Genomic DNA, 15,074 nt, shown 5'->3' on the forward strand with positions numbered 1-15,074 from the left:
AGAGCATTGTTCATCTTTTCTGACCCCCTCGCGCAGAGATCGGTGGAGATCAATTGACGACACCTTCCACCGGCGCCCCGTTGACGGGAGCCGCGCGGAATCCTACGGTCATCCATAGGATTACAGGATTCCCTTGTGGGCTCAGGACAGGAGCGGGCGATGACCACGGAGCAGGCCAGGAAAACGGCCGAGGCGCTCACCTACAGCACCGGGTTCGGCAACGAGCACAGCTCGGAGGCGGTCCCCGGCGCGCTGCCGCACGGCCGCAACTCACCGCAGCGCGCACCCCTCGGCCTCTACGCCGAGCAGCTCAGCGGCAGCGCCTTCACCGAGCCGCGGGCGCACAACCGCCGCTCCTGGCTCTACCGGATCCGCCCCTCGGCCGCACACCCGCCGTTCACCCGGATCGACGACGGCGCGCTGCGCGGCGCCCCCTTCACCGAGACCGTGCCCGACCCCAACCGGCTGCGCTGGAACCCGCTTCCCGAGCCGGCCCCCGGCACCGACTGGCTCGCCGGCCTGTGGACCCTCGGCGGCAACGGCGACGCGACGCAGCGCACCGGCATGGCCGTGCACCTCTACCACGCGAACGCCTCGATGGAGCGGGTCTTCGGCGACGCCGACGGCGAGCTCCTGATCGTCCCCGAGCGCGGCGGCCTCCTCCTCCGCACCGAGCTCGGCCTGCTCGCCGCCCACCCCGGCGAGGTCGCGCTGATCCCCCGCGGCGTCCGTTTCCGCGTCGAGCTCCTCGACGAGACCGCCCGCGGCTACGTCTGCGAGAACTACGGGGCCCCCTTCCAGCTCCCCGACCTCGGCCCGATCGGCGCCAACGGCCTGGCCAACGCCCGCGACTTCCGGGCCCCCGTCGCCGCCTACGAGGACGTCGAGGGGCCGGTCGAGGTGGTCAACAAGTACTGCGGCCACCTCTGGTCGGCGACCTACGGCCACTCCCCGCTCGACGTCGTCGCCTGGCACGGCAACCACACCCCGTACGTCTACGACCTGCGGCGCTTCAACGTCATCGGGACGATCTCCTACGACCACCCCGACCCGTCGATCTTCACGGTCCTCACGGCGCCGTCCGACACCCCGGGGCTCGCGGGCGTCGACTTCGTGGTCTTCGCCCCGCGCTGGCTCGTCGGCGAGGACACCTTCCGCCCGCCGTACTTCCACCGCAACGTGATGAGCGAGTACATGGGCCTCATCGAGGGCGCGTACGACGCCAAGGCCGAGGGCTTTGTACCCGGCGGCGGCTCGCTGCACAACATGATGTCCGCGCACGGCCCCGACCGGGAGACCTTCGACAGGGCCAGCGCCGCCGAGCTCCGGCCGCAGAGGATCGACGACGGCCTTGCCTTCATGTTCGAGACCCGCTGGCCGGTGACCGCGACCCCGCAGGCCGCGAACGCCGACCATCTGCAGAAGGGGTACGACGACGTATGGCAGGGTCTGGAGCGCCACTTCCGGCCGTAGTGTCCTGGCCGTAAGCCCGTAGCCTTCGTACGGAGAACCCGTGACCGCCTTCGCTCCCGACTCGCTGGTCCTGAACCGCAAGCTGCCGCTCTGGTATCAGGTCTCGCAGTCGCTGCGCGCCTCGATACTGGGCCGCACGCCCGACGCCTCGCTGCGGCTGCCCACCGAGGAGCAGCTCGCCGCCCACTACGGCGTGAGCGTGCTGACCATGCGCCAGGCCCTCAAGGAACTGGAAGAGGAGGGGCTGATCAGCCGGCACCGGCGGCGCGGCACCTTCATCGAGCCGGGCGCCCGCCGCTCCACCCCTCGCCGGCTGCTCGGCTCGATCGACGCGATCGTGGCCCAGCAGTCGGGCGAGCGGACGACGGTCCTCGGGCACGGCGCCGAGCCGGTGCCGGGCGAGCTCACCGAGTACTTCCCGGACGTGACGGAGGTCGTGGCGTACCGGCGGCTGCGCTGTGACGGGGAGAGCGGCGAGCCCACCAACTGGGTGGAGAACGCGGTGCGGCCGGAGCTCGCCGCCGCGATCGACCCGGCCGATCTGGAGCGCTGGCCGATGACGAAGGTGCTGCGGGACGTGGTCGGGGTGCGGATCAGCCGCATCACGGACACGGTCGAGGCCCGCCTCGCCGACCCGGAGACGGCGGGCCTGCTCCAGGTCCCGCTGCTCTCGCCGATCCTGCACTACACCGGCGTGACCTACGACGCGGACGGCCGGGTCGTCGACGTGGCCCGCATCCGGTACCGCGGCGACCGGTTCTCCTTCACCGTCACGGTGGAGGCGCACTGACAGCGCTGGTTAGCATGCGGGGCGTGACGACAGCGCCCGGAGCGGACGACGATCCGCCCCTCCTCGACGAGCTCATGCCGTGGTCCGTCGCGCCGCTGCGCTTCGGGCGTTCGTGGATCGTGGCGCCGGACCGGCGGACCCTGCGGGCCCGCTGGGACCGGCTGACGGCCGCCGAGGGGGCCGAGCGCGAGGCGCTCTTCCGGCCGAGCCGGGCGCGGACCCCGTCGAGCGCGGTGGCGGCGCTGCCCGGGCAGCGCACCGGGACCGTGCGCTTCGCCCGTGAGTCGGGCCCGTGCCCGACGCCGGTCCGCGTGGCGCACGGCCCGTTCGACGAGCAGTGGCTGCTCCCGGACCACCGGCTCATCGACACCGCACGCCCGGAGCTGTGGCGGGTCGCAGGGGAGCCGCAGGTCTTCGCCGTCGAGCAGGGGTACGTGCCGGGGGCGGCCGGACCGGCGCTCCTGGTGACGGCCGTACTGCCCGAGGGGCGGTCCCCCGCCGGCCGGCCGGGCCGGATCCGCCCGCTGTTCCGGCGCCCCGGGGGCTCGGAGCCCAACCTCGCCCCCGGCCTGCTGCCCTTCCTCTCGGAGCGGTACGGGCACGAGGTCGACGCACGGGAGTGGCTCGCCTGGACCCTGGCGGCGGCTCGCCCCTCCCCCGCCGGGTGCCGCGTCCCGCTCCCGGACGGCCCGGAAGGACCGGCGGCGTGGGCGGCGGGCGTGGCGCTCGGCCGGGAGCTCGCCGACGTGCAGCTGCGGGGCGCCCTGAGCGGGTCGAAGCCGAGGCTGCCGGGCGGGCGCCGCCCCTACGTGCGGGCGGCGGTCCCGGAGCGGCCCGGGGCGATGACGTACGACGCGGGCGAGGAGGCCCTGTGCCTCGACGAGGGCCGGATCTCCCCCGTACCGGCGGAGGCCTGGGAGTTCCGGGTCGGCGGGGTGCGCGTCCTGGAGCAGTGGTTCGCGCACCGGACCGCGCCGGCGGAGCCCGGCTCCCTGGAGGCGCTCGGGCCGGCCGCCTGGCCCCAGGAGTGGACCTCGGAGCTGCTCGAACTGGTGACGGTCCTGGCGCTGCTCGGCGCGCGGGAGCCGGAGCGCGCCGCCTTCACGGCGGCCCGCACCGTGTCCCGGGAGGACCTGCGGGCGGCGGGGGTGCTCCCGGTGCCGGACCGGGCCCGCCGCCCCGCGTCCGTACTGGACCATCAGGAGGAGGGCCCGGAGGGCCAGTTCGCGCTGCTCTAGGGCCTGTCCGACCCTGATCCGCCGGACAGGCCCCAGCGGCGCCCGGCGGCGTCCGGAGGCTTCTCAGGCGGGCGCCGTCCCGGGGACGAAGGAGTCGAGCACCCGCCGCAGGGTCCGCTCGAAGATCTCCTCGGGGTCGAGGGGTTCGACCCCGGCCCCGGCCAGGACGGCGGCCAGCCGGGGGTAGCCGCCGCCGGCGATCTGCCGCATCAGATAGGCGGCGCGGACGGCCTGCTCCTGCTCGCCGGACCAGGGCAGGGAGCGGGCGCGCTCGGCGAGGGCGATCTCGTTGGCGACGATGGTCATCACCGTGCCGTTGACGCTCGCGATCAGCTCCATCTTGGTGCCGCCGGGCAGGTCGAGGCCGTCCAGGCAGCCGAGGCAGTGCTCCAGGAACCGCAGGGCGTTGGGGCCGTAGGCGTAGCCGGTGGTCATCAGCCGGATCACCCAGGGGTGGCGCTGCAGGATGCCGCGCGCCTGGCGTCCCATGTCGAGCATGTCCGCGCGCCAGTCGCCGCCGGACGTGCCGGGCGGGTCGGGGAGTTCGTACTCGGCGCTGACGGCGTCGACCATCAGCTCGTACAGGTCCTCCTTGCGCGGGACGTAGTTGTAGAGCGACATCGTGCCGCAGCCGATGTCGCCGGCGATGCGGCGCATCGAGACCGCGTCGATGCCGTCGGCGTCGGCGATGCGCACCGCGGCGGCCACGATGTCGCTCCTGCTGTACGCCGGCTTCGGGCCGCGGCCCGCGCGCTCGGGCCGCGCCCAGATCACTTCCGGTTCGGCCGCTCGGCCCGCCATGGATCATCACCTCGCTCCCCATGCTAGTTACGTACACCGTACGTAGTGGGGTATGGTCGCGCCATGACGACTACGTACGCTGTACTTAGTGAGGGTCTGCAGAAGCGGTACGGGGAGGTCCACGCCCTGCGCGGGCTCGACCTGGCCGTCCCCGAGGGCACGGTCTGCGGCGTCCTCGGCCCCAACGGCGCCGGCAAGACCACCGCCGTCCGGGTGCTCACCACCCTGGTCGCGCCCGACGCGGGCAGCGCGCGGGTCGCCGGGCACGACGTGGTGCGCGACCCGGCGGGGGTGCGCCGGAAGATCGCGGTCACCGGCCAGTACGCCTCGGTCGACGGCGATCTGACCGGCGCGGAGAACCTGCGGCTCTTCGCCAGGCTGCTGCGCGCCCCGCGCTCCCGCGCCGACGAACTTCTGGAGCGGTTCGGCCTGAGCGCGGCGGCCGGCCGGCCCGCGCGCACGTACTCGGGCGGGATGCGGCGCCGGCTCGACCTGGCCGCGAGCCTCCTCGTCCGGCCGGACGTCCTCTTCCTCGACGAGCCGACGACCGGACTCGACCCGCACAGCCGGAACGGGATCCGGGACGCCGTACGGGAGCTGGCGTCCGAGGGCACGACCGTGCTGCTGACCACGCAGTACCTGGAGGAGGCCGACCAGCTCGCCGACGACATCGTCCTGATCGACGAGGGACGGGTCGCCCAGCACGGCACACCGGCCGAGCTCAAGGCGCTCATCGGCAACTACGCCGAGGTCGTCGTCGCCGACCCCTCGCTCCTCGACGCGGCCGCGGCCGTCCTCGACCGGCTCACCGGCGGGATCCCGGCCCTCGACGCCGAGCGGCGCACGGTCGGCGCGGTGACCGCGGACACCACCCTCACCCTCCCCCGGATCGTCCGCGAGATCGACGCGGCCGGGGTCCACATCGTCGACGCGTCCCTGCGTCCGCCCACCCTCGACGAGGTGTTCCTGCGCCTCACCGACCGGAAGGAGCTCGTCGCGTGAGCGCCCTCGTGCACGACGGGACCGCCGTCCTCGGCCGCCATCTCCAGCGGATCCGGCACGCGCCGGCCATCACCGTCATGACCCAGACGATGCCGATCGTCTTCCTCCTCTTCTTCGGGTACGTCTTCGGCAGCGCGCTCGCCATGCCGGGCGCGGAGTACCGGGCCTACCTGGTCCCCGGCATGCTCGTGGCGACAGCGGCCGGCGGGCTGATGACGGGCATGTTCCAGGCCGCGCAGGACTCGCACCGGGGCGTCATGGACCGGTTCCGGACCATGCCCGTGAGCCGGGCCGCGGTCCCCCTCGGACAGGCGCTCGCCGACCTGGTGGCGAGCGCGGTCGGCACGGTCCCGCTGATCCTCGTCGGCCTCGCCATGGGCTGGCGGATCGAGGGCACGGCCCTGGAGGCCCTGGGCGCCTTCGGACTGCTGCTCCTCTTCCGCTTCGCGACGACCTGGATCGGCATCCTGCTCGGCCTGGCCTCGCAGAGCGAGGAGGCGGCCGGCCAGCTGGGCAGCGCCACCTTCATGCTGCCGCTGCTCTCGAACGCGTACATCCCGACGGACGGCATGCCGGGGTGGCTGCGGACGGTCGCCGAGTGGAACCCGATCTCGGCGGTCACGACGGCGGTACGGAAGCTCTTCGGCAACGCGCCCGTACCGGCGGACGCGGCCTGGCCGGTGGCGCACCCGGTGGCCGGGGCGCTGCTCTGGTCGCTGGCCCTGATCGCGCTCTTCGCGCCGCTCGCGGTCCGCCGCTACGCGCGCCGCTGAGCGCCGCGGTCGCGGGCGCGCGCCCCGGACCGGCCCCGGCGTGACGCATCCCCTGATGACAGGGGCGGCCCGGCAGGGTAGGCAGGGCTGTCATGAGCACTCAGCCACTCCCCCTCGAAGGGGTCACGGTCGTCGCCGTCGAGCAGGCCGTCGCCGCCCCCTTCGCCACCCGGCAGCTCGCGGACCTCGGCGCCCGCGTCGTCAAGATCGAGCGCCCCGACGGCGGGGACTTCGCCCGGGGGTACGACACGGCCGCCCGGGGTCTCGCCTCGCACTTCGTGTGGTGCAACCGCGGCAAGGAGTCGGTGGCGGTCGATCTCAAGGACCCGCGGGGTCTGGCGCTCGTCCGGCGTCTCGTGGCCGGCGCCGACGTCTTCGTACAGAACCTGGCGCAGGGCGCCGCCGCCCGGCTGGGCCTCGACGCCGCCACGCTCTGCGCCGCACACCCGAAACTGATCGCCGTGGACGTCTCGGGCTACGGGGCGACCGGCCCGTACGCGCACAGGCGGGCGTACGACATGCTCGTCCAGTGCGAGGCGGGCCTCGTCTCGGTGACCGGGACCCCGGACCGGCCGGTGAAGTCGGGGATCCCGGCGGCCGACATCGCGGCGGGGATGTACGCCTTCTCGGGCGTCCTCGCCGCCCTGGTGCGGCGCGCCACGACCGGGCGCGGCGGCCCCGTGGAGGTCTCCCTGCTCGACTCGCTGGCCGAGTGGATGGGGCATCCGCTGCACCACGGGTCGCACGGAAGCACGGCCCCGGCGCGAACGGGGCTCGCGCACGCGGTGATCGCCCCCTACGACGCCTATCCGACGGCCGACGGGGGTCTGGTGCTGCTCTCCGTGCAGAACGACCGCGAGTGGCGGCGGCTCGCCGAACACGTCCTCGGCCGCCCCGAGCTGGCCGAGGACCCGGCCTTCGCGACGAACACGGCACGGGTCGCCGGGCGCGGGGCGACGGACGCTGTGGTGGCGGAGGCACTGGCCCCGCTGACGGCCCCGGAGGCGCTGGCCCGTCTCGACGCGGCGGGCGTCGCCTGCGCCCGGCTCAACTCGGTGGCGCAGCTCGCCGACCATCCCCAGCTGACGGCCCGTGACCGCTGGAGGGACGTGGACTCCCCGGTCGGGCCACTGCGTTCGCTGCTGCCGCCCATCGTCTTCCCGGACGCGCCGGAAGCGCGGATGGACCGGATCCCGGCCCTCGGGCAGGACACGGACGAGGTCCTCGGGCAGCTCGGGGTGTCCGAGGCGGAGGTGAAGGAGCTCAGAGGCGCGGGTGTGATCGCCTGACGGTCACGGCATGGGGCGCGGGGCGTGGTGCACACGGGCGGACACGGGAACGACCGATCGCCGGACGGGTGGGGACACGTCCGGCGAAGTCGCGAGCGGAGTCGTACGGGCGGGCGGGCGGAAGCGGGCGGGCACCTCGGGGTACGCGGCCCGGCCCCCGGCCCCTAGTGGCGCGTGCCGAAGAGCGAGCGACGCAGTCGGCGGAGCGGAGCGAAGAGCGAGACCCGCGCGCTGCGGCTGCGGTGGCCGTGCACCGGCGCCTCCGGCGTACGTGTCGTCAGTTCCCGCATCAGCAGCGTCGCCTCGGCCACCTCACGCTGGGGCACGGCGGGGCCGCCGAGCACCGCGAGATGGCGGTCGAGCCGCGAACTGGTCGCGCTGCTCCCGCAGGTGATGGCAGGCACTCGCGGCCTGCTGCGCATTGCTATCTGTTCCATGTCACTCCCCACCCGTACAAGGGCACCCGGCCCGGGCAGGTTAACCCTATCGCTCCACTGCCACACTCGTGTATCCCGCCGCCGGGATTCACCGCACTCGTACGAGGGTTGACGGTGACTGTGTGAATCCATCTGATTCCAGGGCGAGTTGGACAGCTCTCGAACACCTGCCGAACCGTCACGAACCATCCTGCACCCGGGGCTCCGACCTCGGGACACGGAGGCCGGTGTGATCTCCGCCACCAAGATCGTTCAGCGCCGTTTCCCGTACGGAACGGAGTCAGGCGGACACCGCTCGGTTACCGTGGATCCATGACGGTGATCGCGGGTCGTTACCGGCTTCTGGACGTTCTCGCGGAGGGGGCGACGGGCACCGTCTGGCGCGCCCTCGACGAGACGCGCGTCCAGGAGGTCGCACTCAAGGAGTTCCGCGCGCCGGCCGGACTCCCGGCCGACGAAGTCCCCCTGCTGTACGCACGCCTGGAGCGCGAGGCGCGGGCGGCCGCCCGGATCTCCCACCCCTCGGTGGCGACGGTGCACGGGGTGGCCACCGAGGACGGCCGGCCGTGGGTGGTCATGGAACTGGTCCGCGGCCTCACCCTCGCCGAGACCCTGGAGGCCGGCGATCCGCTGCCCCCGCCCGAGGCCGCACGCGTCGGCGTCGAGGTCCTCGCCGCGCTCCGGGCGGCGCGGGAGGCGGGTGTCCGCCATCGGGGCGTGGAACCGGGGCACGTCCTGCTCGCGAACGACGGGCGGGTGGTGGTCACCGGGTTCGGCACGGGAACCGACGCCGAGCCGGAGGAGGACCCCGGGGCGGAGTCGGGCTCCCTCGGGGCGCTCCTCCACGCGGCCGTGGCGGGCCGGTCCGGACCGCTCGACTCCGTGATCGAGGGGCTGCGGAGCGAGGACCCGGAGTCGCGCCCGACGGTGGATCAGGTCGAGCGGGAGCTGCGGCGGATGGCCGGGGGGCCCACGAACCGGGCACGGGGCGCGGGATCCACTCGGACGCCCCCTTCCGCCTCGAAAGAAGGAAACAGCAGGGACCACAGTGACGACGGCGTGTCCGATGCTGTCGGTGTTGACGGGAACGGGCCCCGGGACGCCGGGAGTTCGGCGACGCCGAGCGACGGGGCACGGGTGCCACGGCGGCGCGGGCCCCGCCGGGGCCCGGTCCTCGCGGCCGGGCTCGCCGGGGCCCTGCTGATCGCGGGGGCGCTGACGTACCACTTCGTACGGGACGAGGAACCGGGCACCGGGCCCGGTCCGGGCGGGGTCACGAGCACCGCTCCGGCCGGTCCCGGCGCCACGGGCACGGGCGACGGGCCCTCCGCTACACCGCGCCGTTGAAGGAGGGCAGGTAGCCGCCCGACTGTCCGGAGGCGGTCGGGTGGTACGACTCCCCGATGTTGAGCCAGTTGACGCTGTGCAGCCAGGCGGAGCCGGAGCAGATCTCATGGCCGGTGAAGGACGGGACGACACTGGCGAAGGTGTAGCCGTGGTCGGCCGCGCGCTTGGCGACGGCCGCGTTGAGGTAGTCGGAGGCGCCGTTGATGGCGCTCCGCTCGTTCTCGCTCAGGCCGGCGATGCAGCTGCCGCCCAGCTTGTAGAAGCGCGGGTAGCCGAGGACGACGACCTGGGCGGCCGGCGCCTTGGTCCTGATGGCCGTGTAGACGGAGTCGAGCTTGCCGGGCAGCGTGGAGTCCACGTACGCCTTGGCTTGATTCACACGGCTGAGGCAGGTGGCCTCGGACTCCAGCACACAGGTCGTCATGACGTCGGCGAAACCGGCGTCATTTCCCCCGATCGTGATGGAGACCAGGTCTGTGGCGGCCGAGAGGGGGCCGAGCTGATTGGCGGTCACATCACCCGTTCGGGCGCCCGAGCAGGCGGTGAACGCGAAGGACGAGGGGGCGTTGGCGTTCTTCCAGAGGACCGGAAACGCCTTCGTGGAGCGCTTGCAGTCGCCGCTGGCGCTGTCGTAGCTGCCGGCGCCGACCCCGGAGGAGTACGAATCACCCAGCGCCACATAGTCGAGAGCGGCGGCTTCGGCCGCCTGCGCGGCGCTCGCCCCGGTGAGGGCGAGGACGGCACCGAGCAGGAGCGAGGACGAAAGGGACGTGAATCGGGACAGTCTCATGGAACCTCCCTGTAGCAGGATCTCTGCGCTACCAGGTAGTAGCATCGGATCCGCCGCACCGGAAGTGTTCATGTCAAAACTAGGGGTGAACTCCAGTGTTTCTGCAGCGATCCTCCAGTGGTGACCGTCGAGATCAAGCCACTACGGGAAGCGGAACTTCCGCTCCCGGCGAGCGATCGAACGAGGTCGCGACACATTCACACAACAATGCACAGAAGTGTGATCCCGTCTCACTGTTCCCTGCGTGCAAACGGATTGATCGAATCCGACCGGGACACTTGCACATCTGACCGATGAAGCTTCGCCAAACTGCGGAAAAGCAGGCCATCGATCCGGGACTTGCCATACAGTCCCATTCATCAATACCGTCGTACATCTCACCCGCACCGGTCCACCATGCACAGCGGCTCAGGGGAGGGCTCTAGCGTCGCGATGGTACCGGGGTGGGGCGCGGTAGGGGGGTGCCGTGCTCGGTGTTCGAACGTGCGCCGAGTCGCGGGTACCGCGCGGCCAGTCATGCCAACTCGCCGATCCCGCACGGAGATCATTCCTGTGCGGGCGGGGCGAGAACCCCCCTTTCGAACCGGACACACCATCGGACCGCCCAAGGGGTGGGCGGCCCACCGGACGAGAGGGATTCAAGACCCATGAGCTCGTTCCTGCGCCCGGCCACTACGGGCCAAGAAATGACCGAGCCGAGTCGAATAGCGGCCCAGTACCGGGCCATCACTTCGCATTTGGCGATCACTCCGCCCGTGAGTGTTGTCATTCCCGCGATGAATGAGGCCGAAAATCTTCCGTACGTCTTCAAGACGTTGCCGGAATGGATCCACGAAGTCGTCCTCGTCGACGGAAATTCCACCGACGACACCGTGAACGTCGCCCGCGAACTCTGGCCGGACGTCAAGGTCGTCAAGCAGGTCGGCAAGGGCAAGGGCGACGCGCTGATCAGCGGCTTCGCCGCCTGCACCGGCGACATCATCGTCATGGTCGACGCCGACGGCTCGGCCGACGGCCAGGAGATCGTCTCCTACGTCTCCGCCCTGGTCGGCGGCGCCGACTTCGCAAAGGGCTCCCGATTCGCCAACGGCGGCGGCACGGACGACATGACGACCATTCGCCGGCTCGGCAACTGGGCCCTCTGCACGCTCGTCAACCGCAAGTTCGGCGCCCGCTACACCGACCTCTGCTACGGCTACAACGCCTTCTGGCGCCACTGCCTCGACAAGGTCACGCTCGACTGCACCGGGTTCGAGATCGAGACCCTGATCAACATCCGGGTCGTCAAGGCCGGCCTCAAGGTCCAGGAAGTGCCCAGCCACGAGTACCTGCGCATCCACGGCGTGAGCAACCTCAACGCCGTGCGCGACGGGATCCGGGTCCTCAAGGTCATCCTGAAGGAGAAGGGCGTCCGGAAGGCGGCCCGCCGCCGCCCCGCCGCGTTCTCCGTCAACGTCCCCCGGGGAGAGGTGTCTTGAACGACCGCACGTCCCCGCACGGCTTCTCGGTGGTGATCTGTGTCTACACGGAGGAGCGGTGGGAGGACATCCTCGCCGCCGTCGCCTCCGTGCGGAAGCAGTCGCTGCCGGCGCTGGAGACGCTGCTCGTGGTCGACCACAACGAGCGGCTCCTGGCACGGCTCACCGAGGAGTACGCGGACGAGCGGCTCCATGAGGAGGTGCGGGTGCTCGCCAACGCGGGCCCCCGCGGCCTCTCCTCCGGCCGCAACACCGGAATCGCCGCCGCCCGCGGCGAGTTCGTGGCCTTCCTCGACGACGACGCCGTCGCCGAGCGGGACTGGCTCCACCACTTCGCCGCCGCCTACGACGACCCGCGGGTGATGGCCGTCGGTGGCCGGACCCTGCCCGCGTGGGCCTCCGGCCGCCGCCCGGCCTGGTTCCCCGAGGAGTTCGACTGGGTCGTCGGCTGTACGTACCGGGGCCTGCCCCCGGGCCGGGTCCGGGTGCGCAACGTCCTCGGCGGCAACGCCTCCTTCCGCCGTACGGCCTTCGACGCGGCGGGCGGCTTCGCCACCGGCATCGGCCGGGACGGCAACCGGCGGCCCCTCGGCGGCGAGGAGACCGAGCTGTGCATCCGGCTCGCCAAGGCGCTGCCCGGAGCGATCCTGCTCATCGACGACCGGGCGGTCATCCACCACAAGGTGCCCGCCGCCCGCGAGCGCTTCGGCTACTTCCGCACCCGGGTCTACGCCGAGGGGCTCTCCAAGGCGCTCGTCGCGCAGAGCGTCGGTGCCCAGAAGGGTCTGGAGTCCGAACGGCGCTACACCACAAGGGTGTTGCCTGCGGGCGTCCTGCGGGGAATGGGCGACGCGCTGCGCGGCCGGTCGGGCGGCGCGGGGCGGGCCGTGGCGATCGTGACCGGGGTGACGGTCGCGGCCGGCGGCTACGCGCTGGGCACGCTGCGGGCCCGGCGGGACGGACCGACGTTCTCCTGGGAGCCGATCGAACGAGACGTGACCGAGGCAGAGATCACCGCCGAGGTCGAGGTCGAGGAAACCGCCGAGGTCGAGGTCGAGGCCGGGACTCCGACAGAGGCCGGGTCCACCGGACTCGCCGAAGGAGCGGCCCGATGACCGGGACCGACCCCACCAGGGCAGTGCCCATCCTCATGTACCACGCCGTCGACCGGGATCCGGCTCCCGCCACCCTGGGGCTCTCGGTCACCCCCGAGGCCTTCGCCGCGCAGATGGAGGTGGTCGCCGAGCGCGGATTCACCCCGCTCACCACGGCGGGGCTCGCCGCCGCCTGGCGCACCGGGGCGCCGCTGCCCGCCCGGCCGCTCCTCATCACCTTCGACGACGGCTACGAGGGTGTGCACCGGCACGCGCTTCCGGTGCTCGCGAAGCACTCCTTCGCGAGCACCGTGTTCGTCTCCACCGGCTGGCTGCGCGGAAAGCACGACGAGGGCGGCGCGCTCGACACCATGCTCGACTGGGAGCAGGTGCGTGAACTGGCCGACGCGGGAACGGAGATCGGCGGCCACAGCCACACCCATCCTCAGCTCGACCAGCTCGACGCGCGGCGGCTGCGCTTCGAGACACTGCGCTGCCGGGAGATCGTGGGCGAGGAGCTCGGGAGCGCCCCGGTCTCCTTCGCGTACCCGTACGGGTACTCCAGCCGACGGGTCCGGCGTACCGTCCGGGAGGCCGGATTCGCCCAGGCGCTCGCCGTCGGCAACACGCTGGCCCGACGGCGGCAGGGTCCGTACGCGCTGGAGCGGGTGACCGTGCGCCGGTCGACGGACGTCGAGGAGTTCACCCGGCTCGTGGAGGGCCGGGCGATCGCCCGGAACTTCGCGGCGGACCGGGCCATGACCAAGGGGTACGCGCTCGCGCGGCGCGCCCGGGGAGCGGCGCGGGGCCACTGGATCTGAGCGGTACGGGGGTCGCGGCGCGCTCCCGCCCCGGCCCTGCTCCCGTACCACGCACGGGCGAACGGGATACCGCGCACCGGTGACCCGAGGAGACGCCCCGTTCAAAAGACGGTGCACGGAATGCCCGGTTGCCGGATCATGGGCGCCATGGCTGACACCCCACCGGTACCGTCCGAACCGCAGCGGTCGCTGCCGATCAGGCTCAACCTCGACGACAGCGACTCGCCGTCGGACGTCGTCGACGCGCTGTTCCTCGGCCGCTTCGCGACCGGCGAGCAGCCCCACTCGCACAGCACCACCCTGGACCGGGTCAAGCCCGAGGCCACGCTGCTCCCGGCGGGCGCGCGGGTGCTGCGGGCCGCGAAGGACGACGACCGCAGCGCGGTGCTCGCCGAGGGCGAGGGCTGGACGCTGCTGATCTCCCGCTGGAACCGGGGCGCGGACGTCACCGTCACGGCCTCGGAGGCGGAGCTCGCGGAGCGGGTCCTGAAGGAGGCGACCGACGGCGCGAAGGACGAGCCGGAGCCGCAGCCCGAGAACGTGACGATGGGGTTCTGGTACGTGTCACCCCGGCGGGGGCCGCACCGGACGACCCGCCAGATCAGTGCCGGGACCTGGGACGAGGTGCGCCCCAACTACTCGGCGCCCGTAGCCGATTCCATGGACCGGCTGATGAAGGTGACGCCCGAGTCCATCGCGGGCCGGCTCCTGCTGCTGCACGGGCCGCCGGGGACCGGCAAGACCTCCGCGCTCCGGACCCTGGCCCGGTCCTGGCGGGAGTGGTGCCAGGTGGACTGCGTCCTGGACCCGGAGCGGCTGTTCAACGACGTCGGCTATCTGATGGACATCGCGATCGGGGAGGACGAGGGCACGGCGAAGGGGCGCTGGCGGCTGCTGCTGCTGGAGGACTGCGACGAGCTGATCCGGGGCGAGGCGAAGCACACGGCGGGTCAGGCCCTGTCACGGTTGCTCAACCTGACGGACGGTCTGCTCGGCCAGGGGCGCAACGTCCTGGTCGGGGTCACCACCAACGAGGACCTGGAGCGGCTCCACCCGGCCGTGGTCCGCCCGGGCCGCTGTCTGGCCCGCATCGAGGTGGGGCCGCTGACCCGGGCGGAGTCGGTCTCCTGGCTCGGACGCGAGGAGGGCGTGCCGCGCGAGGGCGCGACGCTGGCGGAGCTGTTCGCGCTCCGGCGCGGCACTCCCCCGGCGGAACTCCCCGAGCCGCGCACGGCGGGGGCGGGCCTGTACCTGTAGCCCGTCGGCCACTTGGAACCTGCCGACCACTGGAGCCCGTCGGCCACTTGGAGCCCGCCGGCCGCTGGAGCCCCGTCGGCCGTCGCCGAGGAGACGGTCAGTTGTCGTAGGCCGCGCGCAGTGCCTCGCTCATCGCCGCCTCCGCCGCCTCGCGGCTGAGGCCCAGGCGACGGGCCTCCTCGACGTACTGGGCGGCGGCGGTGGCGGCCCGGCGGGTCGCGGCGTCGCCCGCCGCCGCGACGAAGGTCCCGTGGCGGCCGCGCGTCTCGATCACTCCGTCCGCCTCCAGCGCCTTGTACGCCTTGGCGACGGTGTTCGCGGCGAGGCCCAGCTCCTCCGCGAGTCCCCGTACCGTCGGCAGCTTGAATCCGACCGGCAGTCTGCCCGACCGGGCCCGCTCCGAGATCTGGGCACGCAGCTGTTCGTACGGAGCGGTGGTGGAGTCGTGGTCCACGACGATGGTGAGTGTCACCCCGCCGATTCT

At 72.6% G+C, this 15,074-nt stretch carries 15 protein-coding genes; 11 read left to right on the top strand and 4 right to left on the bottom strand.

The features are described from left to right. Positions 1-159 precede the first annotated feature (159 nt). Genes hmgA through OG361_RS08810 form a run of 3 tightly spaced genes read left to right on the top strand, consistent with a single transcriptional unit; the run spans position 160 to position 3,501 of the window. Positions 160-1,473, top strand: a complete 1,314-nt coding sequence (hmgA, locus tag OG361_RS08800; protein WP_405852779.1) for a homogentisate 1,2-dioxygenase — start codon at positions 160-162, stop codon at positions 1,471-1,473. A 40-nt stretch (positions 1,474-1,513) separates the two neighbouring features. Beyond that, positions 1,514-2,263 (top strand): GntR family transcriptional regulator, encoded by a 750-nt coding sequence (locus tag OG361_RS08805; protein WP_384571001.1) that lies wholly within the window; start codon positions 1,514-1,516, stop codon positions 2,261-2,263. Positions 2,264-2,277: 14 nt separating this feature from the next. Further along, the gene (locus OG361_RS08810; protein ID WP_405852780.1) at positions 2,278-3,501 is read left to right on the top strand and encodes a type ISP restriction/modification enzyme; all 1,224 of its coding nucleotides are present in this window, start codon (positions 2,278-2,280) and stop codon (positions 3,499-3,501) included. Positions 3,502-3,564: 63 nt separating this feature from the next. Here the strand turns inward: OG361_RS08810 and OG361_RS08815 are convergent, their stop codons facing one another. Beyond that, positions 3,565-4,302: a TetR/AcrR family transcriptional regulator gene (locus OG361_RS08815; RefSeq protein WP_405852781.1), complete on the bottom strand. Its 738-nt coding sequence runs from the start codon at positions 4,300-4,302 to the stop codon at positions 3,565-3,567. Between the two features lie 63 nt (positions 4,303-4,365). Between OG361_RS08815 and OG361_RS08820 the strand changes: the two genes are divergently transcribed. The 3 genes from OG361_RS08820 to OG361_RS08830 all read left to right on the top strand — a co-directional run bounded on the left by OG361_RS08820 (position 4,366) and on the right by OG361_RS08830 (position 7,366). Next, complete coding sequence (locus tag OG361_RS08820; RefSeq protein WP_405852782.1) at positions 4,366-5,304, top strand: ATP-binding cassette domain-containing protein; 939 nt, start codon at positions 4,366-4,368, stop codon at positions 5,302-5,304. After that, complete coding sequence (locus tag OG361_RS08825; RefSeq protein WP_405852783.1) at positions 5,301-6,077, top strand: ABC transporter permease; 777 nt, start codon at positions 5,301-5,303, stop codon at positions 6,075-6,077. The genes OG361_RS08820 and OG361_RS08825 overlap by 4 nt, the downstream gene beginning before the upstream one ends. Positions 6,078-6,169: 92 nt before the next feature. Continuing rightward, entirely contained in the window at positions 6,170-7,366 is a 1,197-nt protein-coding gene (locus OG361_RS08830) for a CaiB/BaiF CoA transferase family protein (RefSeq protein ID WP_405852784.1), read from the top strand. A 164-nt stretch (positions 7,367-7,530) separates the two neighbouring features. Here the strand turns inward: OG361_RS08830 and OG361_RS08835 are convergent, their stop codons facing one another. After that, positions 7,531-7,803 carry a hypothetical protein gene (locus OG361_RS08835; RefSeq protein ID WP_041662193.1) on the bottom strand — a complete coding sequence of 91 codons (273 nt, stop codon included), beginning with the start codon at positions 7,801-7,803 and terminating at the stop codon, positions 7,531-7,533. A 312-nt stretch (positions 7,804-8,115) separates the two neighbouring features. Between OG361_RS08835 and OG361_RS08840 the strand changes: the two genes are divergently transcribed. Then, positions 8,116-9,150, top strand: coding sequence for a serine/threonine-protein kinase (locus OG361_RS08840; protein ID WP_405852786.1), 1,035 nt, complete (start codon positions 8,116-8,118; stop codon positions 9,148-9,150). Here OG361_RS08840 and OG361_RS08845 read toward each other — a convergent pair. Then, positions 9,134-9,940 carry an SGNH/GDSL hydrolase family protein gene (locus tag OG361_RS08845; protein ID WP_405852787.1) on the bottom strand — a complete coding sequence of 269 codons (807 nt, stop codon included), beginning with the start codon at positions 9,938-9,940 and terminating at the stop codon, positions 9,134-9,136. The two genes, OG361_RS08840 and OG361_RS08845, sit on opposite strands and share 17 nt — an antisense overlap. Before the next feature lie 647 nt (positions 9,941-10,587). On the opposite strand from OG361_RS08845, the gene OG361_RS08850 reads away from it, so the two are divergent. From OG361_RS08850 to OG361_RS08865, 4 genes are all read left to right on the top strand, one after another. Then, positions 10,588-11,418 (top strand): glycosyltransferase family 2 protein, encoded by an 831-nt coding sequence (locus tag OG361_RS08850; RefSeq protein ID WP_317601816.1) that lies wholly within the window; start codon positions 10,588-10,590, stop codon positions 11,416-11,418. Continuing rightward, positions 11,415-12,533, top strand: a complete 1,119-nt coding sequence (locus OG361_RS08855) for a glycosyltransferase family 2 protein (RefSeq protein ID WP_405852788.1) — start codon at positions 11,415-11,417, stop codon at positions 12,531-12,533. Before OG361_RS08850 ends, OG361_RS08855 begins: the two co-directional genes overlap by 4 nt. Next, the gene (locus OG361_RS08860) at positions 12,530-13,333 is read left to right on the top strand and encodes a polysaccharide deacetylase family protein (RefSeq protein ID WP_405852789.1); all 804 of its coding nucleotides are present in this window, start codon (positions 12,530-12,532) and stop codon (positions 13,331-13,333) included. The genes OG361_RS08855 and OG361_RS08860 overlap by 4 nt, the downstream gene beginning before the upstream one ends. Before the next feature lie 138 nt (positions 13,334-13,471). Continuing rightward, the gene (locus tag OG361_RS08865; RefSeq protein WP_384571192.1) at positions 13,472-14,590 is read left to right on the top strand and encodes a DUF5925 domain-containing protein; all 1,119 of its coding nucleotides are present in this window, start codon (positions 13,472-13,474) and stop codon (positions 14,588-14,590) included. A gap of 97 nt (positions 14,591-14,687) precedes the next feature. Here OG361_RS08865 and OG361_RS08870 read toward each other — a convergent pair whose 3' ends face one another. Further along, positions 14,688-15,062: a GntR family transcriptional regulator gene (locus OG361_RS08870; RefSeq protein WP_384571030.1), complete on the bottom strand. Its 375-nt coding sequence runs from the start codon at positions 15,060-15,062 to the stop codon at positions 14,688-14,690. Between the last annotated feature and the right edge of the window lie 12 nt (positions 15,063-15,074).

The sequence above is a fragment of the Streptomyces sp. NBC_00090 genome, from assembly GCF_045160815.1.
Taxonomy (GTDB): Bacteria; Actinomycetota; Actinomycetes; order Streptomycetales; family Streptomycetaceae; genus Streptomyces.

What these genes read in the sequence shown, in the direction of transcription:
- OG361_RS08835 (WP_041662193.1), bottom strand. Translation starts at nt 7,803, where the DNA reads ATGGAACAGATAGCAATGCGCAGCAGGCCGCGAGTGCCTGCCATCACC.
- OG361_RS08850 (WP_317601816.1), top strand. Translation starts at nt 10,588, where the DNA reads ATGAGCTCGTTCCTGCGCCCGGCCACTACGGGCCAAGAAATGACCGAG.
- OG361_RS08865 (WP_384571192.1), top strand. Translation starts at nt 13,472, where the DNA reads ATGGGCGCCATGGCTGACACCCCACCGGTACCGTCCGAACCGCAGCGG.
- OG361_RS08815 (WP_405852781.1), bottom strand. Translation starts at nt 4,302, where the DNA reads ATGGCGGGCCGAGCGGCCGAACCGGAAGTGATCTGGGCGCGGCCCGAG.
- OG361_RS08860 (WP_405852789.1), top strand. Translation starts at nt 12,530, where the DNA reads ATGACCGGGACCGACCCCACCAGGGCAGTGCCCATCCTCATGTACCAC.
- hmgA (WP_405852779.1), top strand. Translation starts at nt 160, where the DNA reads ATGACCACGGAGCAGGCCAGGAAAACGGCCGAGGCGCTCACCTACAGC.
- OG361_RS08810 (WP_405852780.1), top strand. Translation starts at nt 2,278, where the DNA reads ATGCGGGGCGTGACGACAGCGCCCGGAGCGGACGACGATCCGCCCCTC.
- OG361_RS08830 (WP_405852784.1), top strand. Translation starts at nt 6,170, where the DNA reads ATGAGCACTCAGCCACTCCCCCTCGAAGGGGTCACGGTCGTCGCCGTC.
- OG361_RS08840 (WP_405852786.1), top strand. Translation starts at nt 8,116, where the DNA reads ATGACGGTGATCGCGGGTCGTTACCGGCTTCTGGACGTTCTCGCGGAG.
- OG361_RS08845 (WP_405852787.1), bottom strand. Translation starts at nt 9,940, where the DNA reads ATGAGACTGTCCCGATTCACGTCCCTTTCGTCCTCGCTCCTGCTCGGT.
- OG361_RS08820 (WP_405852782.1), top strand. Translation starts at nt 4,366, where the DNA reads ATGACGACTACGTACGCTGTACTTAGTGAGGGTCTGCAGAAGCGGTAC.